At 59.6% G+C, this 14,778-nt stretch carries 11 protein-coding genes; 9 read left to right on the forward strand and 2 right to left on the reverse strand.

The annotated features are described in order from the left end of the window. Positions 1 to 138: 138 nt before the first annotated feature. Both VFN25_RS02010 and VFN25_RS02015 read left to right on the forward strand, forming a co-directional pair. Entirely contained in the window at positions 139 to 2,148 is a 2,010-nt protein-coding gene (locus tag VFN25_RS02010; RefSeq protein WP_325138271.1) for an Ig-like domain-containing protein, read from the forward strand. Between the two features lie 50 nt (positions 2,149 to 2,198). After that, on the forward strand, positions 2,199 to 2,654 hold the full coding sequence (locus VFN25_RS02015) for a hypothetical protein (protein ID WP_325138274.1): 456 nt from the start codon (positions 2,199 to 2,201) through the stop codon (positions 2,652 to 2,654). Positions 2,655 to 2,662: 8 nt separating this feature from the next. Here VFN25_RS02015 and VFN25_RS02020 read toward each other — a convergent pair whose 3' ends face one another. Further along, entirely contained in the window at positions 2,663 to 3,292 is a 630-nt protein-coding gene (locus VFN25_RS02020; RefSeq protein WP_325138276.1) for an SGNH/GDSL hydrolase family protein, read from the reverse strand. 22 nt (positions 3,293 to 3,314) lie between these two features. Beyond that, the gene (locus VFN25_RS02025) at positions 3,315 to 4,562 is read right to left on the reverse strand and encodes an aminotransferase class I/II-fold pyridoxal phosphate-dependent enzyme (RefSeq protein ID WP_325138278.1); all 1,248 of its coding nucleotides are present in this window, start codon (positions 4,560 to 4,562) and stop codon (positions 3,315 to 3,317) included. Between the two features lie 260 nt (positions 4,563 to 4,822). On the opposite strand from VFN25_RS02025, the gene VFN25_RS02030 reads away from it, so the two are divergent. From VFN25_RS02030 to aceE, 7 genes are all read left to right on the forward strand, one after another. Continuing rightward, positions 4,823 to 5,944 carry an efflux RND transporter periplasmic adaptor subunit gene (locus VFN25_RS02030; protein WP_325138280.1) on the forward strand — a complete coding sequence of 374 codons (1,122 nt, stop codon included), beginning with the start codon at positions 4,823 to 4,825 and terminating at the stop codon, positions 5,942 to 5,944. Positions 5,945 to 5,982: 38 nt separating this feature from the next. Further along, positions 5,983 to 7,059, forward strand: coding sequence for a ribosome small subunit-dependent GTPase A (rsgA, locus tag VFN25_RS02035; RefSeq protein ID WP_325138281.1), 1,077 nt, complete (start codon positions 5,983 to 5,985; stop codon positions 7,057 to 7,059). A 68-nt stretch (positions 7,060 to 7,127) separates the two neighbouring features. Beyond that, on the forward strand, positions 7,128 to 8,390 hold the full coding sequence (locus tag VFN25_RS02040) for a flavohemoglobin expression-modulating QEGLA motif protein (RefSeq protein WP_325138283.1): 1,263 nt from the start codon (positions 7,128 to 7,130) through the stop codon (positions 8,388 to 8,390). Between the two features lie 99 nt (positions 8,391 to 8,489). Beyond that, complete coding sequence (locus tag VFN25_RS02045; RefSeq protein WP_325138284.1) at positions 8,490 to 10,787, forward strand: NADP-dependent malic enzyme; 2,298 nt, start codon at positions 8,490 to 8,492, stop codon at positions 10,785 to 10,787. A gap of 623 nt (positions 10,788 to 11,410) precedes the next feature. Then, a complete protein-coding gene (locus tag VFN25_RS02050; RefSeq protein ID WP_325138286.1) occupies positions 11,411 to 12,271 on the forward strand; it encodes a M12 family metallo-peptidase in 861 nt (286 codons plus the stop codon). Continuing rightward, a complete protein-coding gene (locus VFN25_RS02055) occupies positions 12,237 to 12,650 on the forward strand; it encodes a hypothetical protein (RefSeq protein WP_325138288.1) in 414 nt (137 codons plus the stop codon). Before VFN25_RS02050 ends, VFN25_RS02055 begins: the two co-directional genes overlap by 35 nt. A 428-nt stretch (positions 12,651 to 13,078) precedes the next feature. Next, positions 13,079 to 14,778 (forward strand): pyruvate dehydrogenase (acetyl-transferring), homodimeric type (aceE, locus tag VFN25_RS02060; protein WP_325138290.1); only part of this gene is annotated, 1,700 nt, incomplete at its 3' end.

Genomic DNA, 14,778 nt, shown 5'->3' on the forward strand with positions numbered 1-14,778 from the left:
TGGGTGCTGTTCGTCGGTGGAACAAGGGGCAGCATCGCGACGGTCGCAAATCGCCATTGATCCAAAGGTTTCGTTGACCGCCTAAAATACTGGATAATTCGCGGTCCAGGGGAATATGCCACCGTCAGGGGATACGACATGATTCGCAAGTTGCCGCTCTGCATCGCTTTCGCGCTTTCCGCTACCGCCTATGCACAGCCTGCGTCCGAGCCGGTTTCCGGCGATGCAACCATCCCACTCACCTATGTGGGCTCGAACGCCCGGGTATCGCTGGGCATCAACAATGACGGCGACGTCCTTGGCGAAATCCTCGCCATTCTCGGCAAAACCGACGAATCCGCGTGGCTCGGCGAACTCTGGTTTGGCCAGGGCGGTGCTGGCGGTCTGCAGATTGGCTACAACCGCCTGAGCGGCAATGCCGAGAGCGATTCGGCAACGGTCTGGAAATTCTTTGCTGCCGGCGACCAGAACCGCTTCAAGGATCGCAAGGCCACACTCGGCCTCGGCTGGGAGCGAAATGACCTCTTTTTCAGCACCTACATCAGCCATGCGACCAGCGGCAGCCGCCTGGTCGACGCGCGCCTGCTCAGCGATACCACCACGATCAGCGGCAGCGACGAGATCGGCGACTATACCCAGAGCCAGACCATCGATACCTTGATCAACGCGTTTGAACACCCCTATGAGAACGGCATCGGGCTGCGCTTTGGCTCCTATTTTGATCAGCCACTGTTGCGCGTTCGCGGCGGCTTCGACTACGAAAAGGGCAAGTTCAGTTCGGATCAGTCGACCTTTTCGCTCGGGGTCGACAAGCTGTTCCGCAACAATCCATTCAGTCTTTCGCTACAGGGCGAATACGCGCGCAAATCCGGTGATTTCGAAGTCGACAAGTCCGACACTCGCGGCTGGTTGCTGGTGCGCTACGACTTTGCCAAGAACTACCGCGCTCGCGAGCCGTTCAAACTGGTTGAAGTCAGGAGCCCAGCACCCGCGCCCGCCCCTGCCGAAGCGCGCGTGGTGCGCAATGATGTGCGCCTCGATGGCGATGCCTTCTTCCGCTTCGATCACGACGAACTCAATGCCGACGCGATTGCCGCTCTGGATGCGCTGATCGGCAAGCTCGCCTCGGATGCGCGGGTCAGCCGCGTCAGCGTCGTCGGTCATACCGATTCGGTCGGTCCCGAAGCCTACAACCAGAAACTCTCCGAACGCCGCGCTGCCAGTGCCAAGGCGTATTTGATCAGTCGCGGCATCCCGGCCGATCAAATCGATACTCGCGGCGATGGCGAACTCAATCCCAGTCATCCGAATGACACTGCGGAAAATCGCCAGAAGAATCGTCGCGTCGATGTCGAATTCCTGACCATCGAGGAAACCACGGTGCCGGCGGCCGAGCCCGCAGCGGTGCCCGACAAGGTCGAATGGGTGCGCGAGCCGGTCAAGGCCAATCCCGCCTGGATCGAGCGTGCCTTGCGCAATCCGGGCGAACACAAGCGCACCGTTGATGTGTATCGCTTCGAGGAGTCAACGACCACAACCACGCTGGGCCCGCGCGAATACCTCAACGGCGTGCCAAGCGCGGCCGACGACGCGATCACGGTGGACTTCGAATCGATCGCCAACCTGATCGACGTGCTCGCCAATGACAGCGATCCGGACAATGACCCGCTGACCATCACCGCGGTTTCCTCGCCGGCACATGGCACTGCTGAAATCTCCGCGGGCGGTATCAGCTACACGCCGATGGCGGGCTATTCGGGTGCCGACAGCTTCACCTACACGATCAGCGACGGTCGCGGAGGTACCGCGACGGCCTCGGTTTCGGTGACCGTGAATCCCGCAGCGGAATCGAACCGGCCGCCGATTGCGGTCAACGATGATGACAACGTCCTCAAGGGCTATGACAACGATATCGATGTACTCGCCAATGACAGCGATCCGGATGGCGATCCGCTGACCGTCATCTCGGTCGAGCACACCGGCCCCGGTCTGGCCACCATCACCATCAACGCCGACAACACGATCCACTATCAGTCGATCCACGGTTTCTCCGGCTACGACAGCTTCAGGTACACGATCTCGGATGGCCGTGGCGGGACCTCTACGGCGGCGGTCAGCGTTCTTGTGTTCGAGATTACCCCCGGCTGAGTATGAGCAGGTCCACGATGCGCATGGTCAGGGCAATTGGAATTGCCCTCATGATCACGCTGGCGCCGATCACGGCTTATGCGTGTGGTACGCTTGCCCCTGCGCAACAACGGGAGCTTGATCGAGCCGAACTCGATGCGCTGCGCAAATCCGTAGTCAGAAAGGTCATGACTTCCGACCTGATCTTTGTCGGCACGGTGAGCGCATTGCAGCGTCCAAATTTGAAAACCGATCAGCCAGGGCAAGTGACGTTCGTAGTCTCGGAAACCCTCAAGGGGTCATCTTGCGCAACGATCGAATTACCCTGGATGGTTGAGTTTGTCATTTCCTGCAGACCCGCAGACATGTTCGGCAATGTCGGCTTCGCCGACAAGCTGAGCTATATCGTTTATGTTACAGGCGGTCGAATCACGCGATCGGCAGACACGCGCCGATCGGGCAACTCGAGCTCTTTGAGCTTTGCGGAGGAACGCAAGATCGTCTTAGCAGCCAGCTCTAAAAGCTAGCAGATTGGTTAGCCCAGTCGACTGGCAATTATCGAGTGAGCAACCGGTTCGATGACGTCAACCCACAGGGAGTACTGCGCAGCCGAGGGATGCAGCCCATCACTCGCCAGCAGCTGACGTCCCGCGTCGCGCGAGATTTCGGTTACATCGATCCAGTGGCTGCCACGATCCCGGCAAATGGCCCGCGCCGCCGCGTTGAACGCGTCGATTTCTCCAGCCACCTTGACCGCATCGATGCCCTGGGCCCGGGCAAACGCGGTGGTCGCCCAGTCCGGAATAGAGATGACCATCACCGCCGCTGGTTTGCCTGCAGCGATGCGCACCGCAAAATCCAGCAGTGCGCTGAACTCTTCGCGGTAATTGTCGAGATCGCGGCCACGATATTGATTGTTGACGCCAATCAGCAGACTGACCATCGCATACGGCGGATCGAACTCGCGTGCATCGATGGCTTGCAGCAACTCGTCACTAGTCCAGCCCGTGGTCGCGACGATATCCGGATCGACCAGCTCGACGCCGCGCTCACGCAAGCGAGCGGTCAATTGCGCTGGCCAGCGCATCGATTCGGTCACATCCTCACCGATCGTGTAGGAATCACCAAGGGCGAGAAAGCGCCGCTCGGAATCGGCTACAGCCATTGCAATCTCCGCAAGCGCCTGATCAGGCAACGTGACGTGAGCGCCGATTCGCTTGTGCCGTTCTGCTCAACGCACTCTCGATGCGCTCGAATACATCGGCGATGACGTTCGCCTCGGGGAGCAGTGTAATCCGGAAATGATTCCGGTAGTCCACATTAAAACTCGACCCCGGGACAATCAGGACACTTTCGCTTTCGAGCAAGTGCAAGGCAAACGCCTCGTCATCAAATGCTTCGATCAGATCCGGCTTGATTCCGGGAAACGCGTACAGCGCACCTGCCGGGGCCACCACATCGAGAAATTCGCTGCGCTCGACCGCATCAAGGACGGCTTGACGCGATGCATGCAGGCGTCCGCCAGCGGTGGTCAATGCACTGATCGTCTCGGCGCCTTGCAAGGCAGGCTCGATCGCCCACTGTCCGGTCACATTGCCGCAAAGACGCAGCGCTGCGAGCAGATCGAAGGCATGCAACATGTCGGCAATTCGCGAGTCGCTGCCGGATACGCTGAACCAGCCGACCCGGTAGCCGCAGGCGCGGTGGACCTTGCTCAACCCACCAAAGCTGATGCAGGGCAACTCGCCGGCGAGTACCGCCAAGGGCTGGAAAACCGCATCGCCATAAAGAATGCCGTCGTAAATTTCGTCAGCCATGAGGACCAGCTGATGACGTTCGGCCAGTGCCACCACCTCGGCCAGCAGTTCAGGTGAGTAATTGGCACCGGTGGGATTGTTCGGATTGATCAGCACGATGGCGCGTGTGCGCGGCGTGATCAGCGCCTCCATTTCAACCACATCCGGCCAGTGATTGCGCTCGGCCGGACACGGATAGTGCACGGCCTTGCCGCCATTGAGGATGGTCGCGGCCGTCCACAACGGATAATCCGGGGCAGGAATCAGCACTTCATCTCCGGGTTCGAGCAGAGCGCGCAAGCTGAGGTCGATCAGTTCACTGACGCCGTTGCCGATGAAGACCCGGTCTGCGACTGCAGTCGATGATCCGCGGCTGCGTTGCTGGGCTGCGATCGCTTCTCGCGCCAGCGGCAGGCCTTGTTGCTGGCAGTAGGCTTCGCTGCGCGGCAAGGCGCGGCTGACGGCTTCGCGAACATGCGCCGGTGCCTCGAAACCGAACGCTCCGGGGTTGCCAATATTCAAGCGGACGATGTCGCGGCCTTCGGCTTCCAGCTCGCGAGCGCGATGGCTGAGGGTGCCACGAATTTCATAGCGGACTTCGTTGAGTCGCGAGCTGGTCTTGATGGATCGTTGGGACATGGCCGATGGGAAAAGTGGAGGCTCTTCGGCATCTTAGCAATACCGTTGCTGCGCTGCACACAAGAAAATTCCGGAATTTCCCACGCAACCTTTTCCGCCTTGGTGGCATCTCATTGAGCGCATTACCGGGACAATGCCCATACCTTCGGCAGATGCGAATGCCGCGGCGCAGCATTAAAGTCCCGGCGAAATCCGCATTGACAGAATGAGTTATGGTGTTATAGTCACCTACAACACTAGCCAAACAACACGGTGTATCCATGTTCCGCCTGACCTCACTCCTACCGCTTTCCCTTGCCCTGATGGTTGCCCTCGCCGGCTGCTCAGGCGCCTCTGCGCCGACGGATACCGTCGCGAAGAAGGCCGAAAACAAGGATGTGCAAGCCGTTGAAACGGCCCGTGTGGTCCAGGGAGAGCTGACCGCGCGCTATGCCGCCACCGCGACCCTGCAGGCCGAGCACGAGGCCAAGCTGGTCAGCGAAGTACCTGGCACGGTATTGAAATTGCTGGTCGAGGAAGGAGATCGGGTTACCAAGGGTCAATTGCTGGCGCGCATCGATGCCGAGCGCAGCCGCCTGCAATTGCGCGAGGCCGAGGCCGATCTGCAGCGCCGCAAGAACGATGTTGACCGTGGTGAAAAGCTGCTCGAACGCAAACTGATCGCGGCCAATACCCAGGATCAGGCCGAATCCGATTTCGCCATTCGCCGCGCCGATGTCAATCTGGCCCGCCTTCGCGTTGACAAGAGCGAAATCCGCGCACCATTCGATGGCGTCATTACCCGCCGCTGGGTCAAGCAAGGGCAGCTGATGGCGGCCAACGATGCCGTCTTCGACATCGCCAATTTCGATCAGTTGCGCGCCGAGTTGCGCGTGCCGGAGCGCGATGCGGTCGCCATTGCTGCCGGTCAACCGGTCGATTTCACCGTGGATGCGCTGGGCAATCGTCACTTCCAGGCCAAGGTCGAGCGCGTGGCTCCGGTCGTTGATCGTGATAGCGGCACGGTCAAGGTGACGGTAAACATCGACAATCGGGATCGCAGCCTGCGTCCGGGCCTGTTCACGCGCATGGACATCTCGTTTCTGCACCTGACCAATGCCGTGCTGATGCCGAAAGCCGCCGTCCTCGGTAGCCGGGGTGCCGAAATCGCCTATGTCATTGAAGACGGCAAGGCGCATCGACAGACGATCCGTACCGGCTATGACAGCGGATCGCGCGTCCAGGTACTCGAGGGCCTTGTCGCCGGAGCCGAGGTCGTGGTCACCGGGCAAGCTTCGTTGAGCGAAGGCAGCCTGGTCGACGTACTCAAGAACGAGTCGGACACGCAAATCGCCCAGAACCAGACCCGTGCACTCGCCAAGATCGAAAAAAGCGGCGGCTGAACCCGCCGGGGTGATGATTCGCCGGTAGAATCACGGCGATGAGCGAACCCTCCGAATCCCTGCTTGCCCATATCGGTTGGCGTGGCGAACTACCGAAACCTCCTGCCGATCAACCTGGCTTGCGCGTCGCGCGCGTTATCGCCCAGCATCGCGCCGGCTATGAATTGCACGACGGCGATCACGCCTTCAACGCACAACCTGCCCCGCGCTTCATCAAGCCGGGCATTGATCCGTGCAGCCGACCGGCAGTAGGCGATTTCGTCATGGTCACCTCGGCCAAGCCGCCGATGATCGAACGCATCCTTCCGCGGCGCAGTGAGCTGGCTCGCGCAGCCGCCGGCGAACGTCATCTGCGTCAGTTGATCGCGACCAATATCGATACCGTGATGATCATCAGCGGCCTTGATGGCGACTTCAATCCTTCGCGGATCGAGCGCTATCTGATGCTCGTCGAAGGCAGTGGTGCAAAAGCCGTCGTGGTGCTGACCAAGGCCGACACCTCCGACGCGGTCGAGTCCACGCAGCAGGAATTGCGCAAGCGCGTTTCAGCGAGCACCGCCATCCATGCGATCAATGCAAAATCCGCCGACAGCATCGGCGTCCTTTCCGAGTATTTCGGTCCCGGCACCTCGACTGTACTGGTTGGCTCTTCCGGAGTCGGCAAATCAACCTTGACCAACACCCTGCTCGGCGAGACCCGCCAGGCCACCAATGCGGTACGCGAAACCGACAGCCGCGGTCGCCACACGACCACCTATCGCGCCCTGATCCAGTTGCCGAGCGGCGGTTGTCTGATTGACACGCCCGGCATGCGCGAGATCAAGTTGACCGGCGAGGAAACCCTCGATGGCGACCAATTTGGCGATATCGAGGAGCTCGCCCAGACCTGCCGGTTTGGCGATTGCAGCCATCTCAGCGAACCTGCTTGTGCCGTTCGCGCCGCACTCGAAGATGGCCGCCTCGACAATGCACGCTGGCACAACTACCTGAAACTGCGCGACGAGCTTTCCGTAGCCGCCGACAGCCTCGAAACCCAGCTTCGTCGCAAGACCGAAAACCGCGTACTGACCAAGTCCCTGAGCCGACGCAGCGATGAGAAATTCGAACGCAGATGAACGCACGCGCCACCCCCAGGGCCATGCTGATCCCGTTCGAGTGAAACGCTAACCCCTGGCAATCTCCCATGAGCAAAAGCGCTGACAGCCTCGATCATCATTCCCGCCTCGACGCGCAACTGGTGGCTGCGGTCCGCAGTATCCGCATCCTCGGCTCGATCAGTTGGCCAGCCTCGGCCCAAGCCGCGTTTCTCGCATCATGGCAAACCGGCAAGCCGCAGTTGCCTGAAATCGACTATTTGCCGAGCGACCATTCCGCCGAGCGCGAGCAGATCATCGCGATCCACGATGCAGCGGACCCCGGGCATCCAGTGGGAGACTACATCCGGCGCAATGCGCAATCCTGGCGTGTCGCCACCGAATTGCTCGATGCCGCTGGCACCCACGCGCTGACGACGCACTCGATCGAGCTCTATGGGAAACCTGATTCACGCGTGCCGGGCAGCGAGTTGAGCAATCTCGATGCGGCCAGGCATTTCATCAGCCTCGCCGACGAGCTCGATGGCGAAGTGATGCTCAGCCAGGCCGACTACTGCATCCCCGCAGCGGTTCTGCGCGAGGATCTGCAGCAGCAACTGGACGCCTTTTTCGGCAACGGAACGGTCAGCGTCGAGGTCGATGACCGGCTGATATCGAAAGCCGCAGCCGGCGCCACGCGGATTCGCCTGCGCTCGGCCACCTGCTTTACCGAATACGATCGCAACCAGCTTCTCGAACACGAAGCGTTCGTGCATACGCTGACCGCATTGAACGGTCGACGTCAGCCGAACCTCGCTTCGCTGGGCTTGAGTTCGCCACGCATCACGGCGACCCAGGAAGGCCTGGCCGTGTTCGCCGAGCTGATGACGGGCTCGCTCGATATCGAACGCATCAAGCGCATCAGCCTGCGCATTCTTGCCATTGACATGGCCCTGAACGGTGCCGACTTCATTGAAGTCTTCCGCTTTTTCCTCGATGCCGGACAAACCGAAGCCGAGAGTTTCTCCTCGGCCCAGCGTGTGTTCCGCGGCTCACCGGTCAGCGGAGGCTCGGCGTTCACCAAGGACAGCGTCTACCTGCATGGCCTGCTTTCCGTACATACGTTCTTTCGCTGGGCGTTGAAGAACCAGAAACTGAACCTTTGCCGAAACCTGTTTGCGGGCAAGATGAATCTGCACGATGTGATCGCCCTCGAAGCGGAATTTGATTCCAGCTACATTGCCGCACCGGTCTGGCTGCCGCGCTGGATCCGACATGCCAACGGCCTCGCCACGATGCTCGCGTTCTCGCTGTTTGCCAACAAGATCCGCCTCGATCACGTCGAGGCGGAAGAGTTGGTTCTGGCGCTGTAGCCGCGTTGAATTGCAGGCAGCAAATCAAGCCTGGGCAATGCTGCGTGATATAGTCGAAAACTTCGCCATATCGCCATTCCAGAGGCATCAAATCCGGCCATGACCAGCGAAATCGATCTCCTCAAGCAAGCCGCTCTCGACTATCACCGGCGCGCGCCGGCCGGCAAGATCAAGGTCGTGCCGACCAAGTCCGTGGTCACCCAGCGCGAGCTGTCTCTGGCTTACTCTCCTGGCGTCGCCTTCGCCTGTGAAGAAATCGTCCGCGACCCGAACATGGCCGCCGAGATGACTTCACGCGGCAATCTGGTCGCGGTCATCACCAACGGCACCGCGGTGCTCGGACTTGGTGACATCGGCCCGCTCGCGGCCAAACCGGTCATGGAAGGCAAGGGCATGCTGTTCCAGAAGTTTGCCGGCATCGATGTGTTCGATATCGAGATCAACGAATCCGATCCGCAGAAGCTGATCGAGATTATCGCCAGTCTCGAACCGAGTTTCGGCGGCATCAATCTGGAAGACATCAAGGCCCCCGAATGCTTCATCGTCGAACGCACCCTGCGCGATCGCATGAACATTCCAGTGTTCCACGACGATCAGCACGGCACGGCGATTATCCTCGGCGCGGCCTTCTACAACGCGCTTGAGGTGATCGGCAAGAAACCCAACGAGGTCAAGATCGTTCACACTGGTGCCGGAGCAGCCGGCATTTCGTGCATGGACATGCTCGTCCATCTTGGCGTGCCGAAAGAAAACATCTGGGTCGCCGACCGCAGTGGCGTTATCCATACCGGACGCACCGATCTCGACGAGAACAAGCAACGCTATGCGCGCGACACCGACGCACGCACGCTTGACGACGTCATCGAAGGTGCCGACATTTTCATCGGACTGTCCGGTCCCGGCGTGCTGACCCAGGACATGGTCAAGCGCATGGTCGAACGCCCGATCATTTTTGCTCTGGCCAATCCGACCCCTGAGATCCTGCCGGAACTGATCTGGGAAGTCCGACCCAACGCCATTGTCGGCACCGGTCGCTCGGACTATCCAAATCAGGTCAACAACGCCCTGTGTTTCCCCTATCTTTTCCGTGGCGCACTCGATGTCGGTGCCACCGTGATCAACGAGGCGATGAAGGTCGCCTGCGTCAAGGCGATTGCTGAACTGGCAAGACGCGAGGTTTCCGACGTCGCCCTTCGTGCCTACGGCGGCAAGGCACGTTCGTTCGGAGCCGAGTACCTGATTCCGCAACCGTTCGATCCGCGCTTGCTGGTCGAGTTGTCATCCGCAGTCGCCGTGGCCGCCATGGAATCCGGTGTGGCGACGCGGCCGCTGGACAACATCGAGGCCTATCGCGAACGCCTCAACTCCTTTGTCTTCCGTACCGGCCTGGTCATGAAACCGGTGTTCGAGCGCGCGCGCAACGATTTGAAGCGCGTTGTCTATGCGGAGGGTGAGGAAGAAACTGTCCTGCGCGCGATCCAGCACATCGCCGATGACAAGCTGGCCTGGCCGATCCTGATCGGTCGACCGGCGGTCATCGAGGCACGCATCGAACGCATGCACCTGCGCCTCAAGGCCGGCGAACATTTTGAGGTCTGCAACATCGAGAGCGATCCACGCTTCAAGGAATACTGGATGCTCTACCACAGCCTGCTCGAACGACGCGGGGTGACCCCGGATGCGGCCAAGGCGATCGTACGCTCGCGCTCCACCGTCATTGCGGCGTTGATGGTGCATCGCGGCGAAGCGGATGCCATGCTGGCCGGACTGATCGGTCGATACCACAAGAAATTGCGCTATATCCAGGACATCCTGCCGCTTGATCCGAATGTGCATGCACCTTCGGCCATGACCGGCATGATCAACAACAATGGCGTGTTCTTCTTCGTCGACACCCATGTCAAGCTTGACCCGACCGCCGAACAGATCGCCGAATCCACCATTCAGGCAGCGATCCGCTTGCACCTGTTCGGCGTCGAACCAAAGATCGCCCTGCTTTCGCATTCCAATTTCGGCAGCCACGAAGATGCCTCGGCGACAAAAATGCGCCACGCCCTGGAAATCGTTCGCGAGCGCGCACCGCATCTTGAGATCGAAGGTGAAATGCACGCCGACACCGCCCTCAACGAAGAGGTTCGCGACCGCCTGTTTCCAAACTCGTGCCTCAAGGGCCGGGCCAACCTGTTCGTCTGCCCGAATCTGGACGCAGCCAATATCGGCTACAACATCACCCGGGTCATGACGGAAGGTGTCGGCCTCGGTCCAATCCTCATGGGCGTATCCAAACCGGTACACATCCTGACCCCATCCGCGACCGTGCGTCGCGTCGTCAACATGACCGCGATTGCGGCGGTCGAGGCGCAGATTCGCGCGGCGCAGGTTACCGAAACGACCTGAACGCAGGATCCCTCCTTCGCCTGCATCGTTTCTGCTGCGGGTTTCGCAGCTTGGCGGCTCCTACTCGGCGGGACCGCCAATCTGGCTGGCTGGAGCATGTTTCCACTGGTTTTTGATCCTTCGACCGTCTGTAAGGTCTATTCAACTTCCTTTCGTGGTGAGCGTGTCGAACCATGAGCGGAAATTCGCCTCAGCCGTCATGCAACGTGAGTTCATCCTTCGACAAGCTCAGGACGAACGGTTTTGATTGGGCGTGCCTCGACCAGGAGTTAGGGCAACGCTGATCAAGTGGCGCAATCGTCACGACGCCTGTCTGCGTGCAGATCGCGGCGCGCTGGCGCAGATGCGCTGGCCGTACTTCAAGCCAGCGCAACAAAGAGCTGCGCGCAGACAGGCGTCGCCTAACCGATTGTGTTTGTTGATGCAGGTGGCATTCAGAAGGTCCGCCAGCCGCACCACGCGGCTCGTCAAGGCAACCAGCCTTCACTTCGCCACGCAGCACAACTGGCGAACCTTCTGAGTGCCATGACGATTGCGCCACTTGATCAGCGTTGCATTAGCGGCATTTGGCTCCGTGCCTCCCCCAAGCCGGATCCCTGCTCCTTTGCTAAAACTGTTTTGCGATGCGTAAGGAAAAGCCGCGCAACCCTCAGTTTGTGCCGACGCAACAACGGGCGTACGGTGGAACAATCCAAACAGTAGGGAGACTGTATCGATGTACTGCTCTTGTGCACGACGACGCTGCGCCAGAGCATCGAGGCGCGGGTGGCAATGTACAACTGGCCATGCAGCAGCTGATGGATGAGACGCAACAGGCCATGGTCAATAGCGCCAGCGCGCAAACAGGTTTTCCGTTAGCTGAAGTGAATCTCGTTCATGCGCAAGAGATCTCCCGCAACGCGTCTCAATCGATGTGGAGCGATCTTCTTTACCTTCGAGACGAGAATCCACCTATGGCATTACGCGACTACTGGGCCGCAGACATCGCAATGTTGGTGCGGAAAACACCTGACGGAGGATTGTGTGGACTCGCCTATATTCCTGGCTACGATGCGCCCCAGCCTGCCGGGTTTTCCCCGCTTGCGGTTGGTGTAGCGGTCCATGATTGCACTTTCTCGCCAGCGAATTTCCAACACGAGTTTGCACACCTCCTGGGCGCAAACCACAATCCAGCCAACACCTTGAATACAACGGAGCTGATCTGCTCGGCCTTCGGCCACTGGGCGAACCCGCAGAACGCCAAGAAGAGCGGCAAACGCACAATCATGTCCTATAAAGTCAACAATCCACCGTTGCTGTGTCGCGGCGACTGTACTCAAGTCTTCAATTATTCCAATTCCGAAGTTGACTATATGGGGGACTGGACTTTCCAGACAGGGGTCGTGGACACGAGAGAAAACGCGCGTGTAATTGCTGAAGTTGCACCATTCGCTCGGGACTGGAAACTCAGTGCAGGCCGAATATTCGCCGACGGATTTGAATGAAATGCATGCGGCGCAAATACTGCTTTTGTCTTTCCCCTTCTTGCTGTCGCCCGCACTGGCGGGAAACATCATGGTGCCCGCCGACGTATCGGTGAATCTAGTTGCTGAGCCGAATTCAGGACTGGTTTCTGGTCAGCCGATCACATTTACCCTTTCCGCGACCAATCACGGGCCCGAGCCAGTCGATGTGGTCGCGTTCTCGAGCTCCCAATTTACGAACGAGTTCGAAGTGTTCATCGCGACGACGGATTGCGAAGGTTTGGGGCTTGTCGTCGGGGATACCGAATTCTCCTACTTCTACTATTACGTGTGGGGGTTGACCGATGGGGCACACTTGAAGTCGGTGAAACGCGAATTTGTCATCTCAACCTTGCTTTGAGTCCAAACGCTCCATCCGCCCTGGTATTTGGATTTGAGATGCCAGCTTTTTTCATTGATACCAATCCCAGTAACAACAGCGCCTCGGTGACCTTGCGCCGCGCAGTTGAACCGCCAAAGCCGATCCCCACACTGTCACCACTCGTCTTGATTTTGCTCGCGACACTCCTAGCCTCAGCGGCTTGTCTCCAGCGAATATCACGCGGGTAGTCTCGCCGGCATGGCGCATGGTAGAGACCCACAGGCGTAGCGGAGCAAATCCCCACACCCATCGCACCGCCAAGGTCAGGCACGAATTCTCACCTTCAAGCTCCGGAAAACCCCCGGCGCTCACGTTCGCATGCGGCAATCGGCGCAGACGGTTAAACTAACCGCAAACTGCGTCGCGGCAGCTGCCCGCGCATGGCCATCGTGTCCGGAGAATCCTGAATGAACCAGCTCAACGACATCCTCGATCAAGACCTTGACCCGGTCGAATCAAAGGAATGGATCGAATCGCTGCAGTCGATACTGCAGACCGACGGAACCGAGCGCGCGCACTATTTGCTGCAGCGCATGGTCGAGGAAACCCGGCGTGCCGGTGGCCATTTGCCGTTTCGGCCGACCACCGAGTACATCAACACGATTCCGGCACACATGGAGGCCAAGAGCCCAGGTGATCCGGCGATGGAGTGGCGGATCCGCTCACTGATCCGCTGGAATGCGATGGCCATGGTTATCCGCGCCAATCGCAAACCGGGCGATCTGGGCGGACATATCGCCAGCTTTGCTTCCAGTGCAACGCTTTATGACGTCGGTTTCAATCATTTCTGGCGCGCGCCAAGTGATGAGCACCCTGGTGATCTGATTCTCCATCAAGGTCATTCCAGCCCCGGCATCTACGCGCGCTCGTTCCTTGAAGGCCACATCAGCACCGAGCAACTGGACAATTTCCGCATGGAGGTCCAGGGCAAGGGCAAGGGTTTGCCGTCCTATCCGCATCCCTGGTTGATGCCGGACTACTGGCAGGTACCCACTGTGTCGATGGGTCTGGGACCGCTGCAGGCGATCTACCAGGCCCAGTTCATGAAGTATCTTGAGAATCGCGGCCTGATCGAGAAGAGTGATCGCAAGGTCTGGTGCTTCATCGGTGATGGTGAAACCGATGAGCCGGAGTCGCTGGGTGCGATTTCGCTGGCCGGGCGCGAAGGTCTCGACAACCTGATCTTCGTCATCAACTGCAATCTGCAGCGTCTCGATGGTCCGGTTCGCGGCAACGGCAAGATCATCCAGGAGCTCGAAGGCGTGTTCCGCGGCGCTGGCTGGAATGCGATCAAGCTGTGCTGGGGCAGCTACTGGGATCCGCTCCTCGCCCGCGATACCAAGGGCATTCTGCGCAAGCTGATGATGGAAACCGTCGACGGCGAATACCAGAACTGCAAGGCCTTCGGCGGCGCCTACACGCGCGAACATTTCTTCGGCAAATATCCGGAAACCGCGCAGCTCGTCGCCAGTCTGTCCGATGACGACATCTGGCGTCTGAATCGCGGCGGCCACGATCCGCACAAGGTCTATGCGGCCTACCACCAGGCGGTCAACACCAAGGGCATGCCAACCGTGATCCTGGCCAAGACGGTCAAGGGTTATGGCATGGGCTCGGCCGGCGAGTCGCAGAACATCACCCATCAGCAAAAGAAGATGGATGACACAGCCATCGCTGCGTTCCGCGATCGTTTCAACATCCCGATTTCGGACGACGACCTGCCGAACGTGCCGTACTACCACCCCGGCAAGGATTCGCCGGAGATCGAATACATGCTCGAACGGCGCAAGGCACTCGGCGGCTTTCTGCCGCAACGGCGCATGAAATCCGCATCACTGGAGACGCCGAAGCTTGATGCACTGGCCCAGCTGACCAAGGGCAGCGGCGAGCGCGAAATCTCGACGACGATGGCCTTTGTTCGCGGCATGAACCTGCTCCTGCGCGACAAGGTGCTCGGTCCGCGCATCGTGCCGATCGTCGCCGATGAAGCGCGCACCTTTGGCATGGAAGGCATGTTCCGCCAGATCGGCATCTACGCGCCGTTCGGCCAGAAGTACAAGCCGCAGGACTCCGACCAGCTGCTGTACTACCGCGAGGACCAGAAGGG

Source organism: Dokdonella sp. (genome assembly GCF_035703485.1).
GTDB lineage: Bacteria > Pseudomonadota > Gammaproteobacteria > Xanthomonadales > Rhodanobacteraceae > Dokdonella.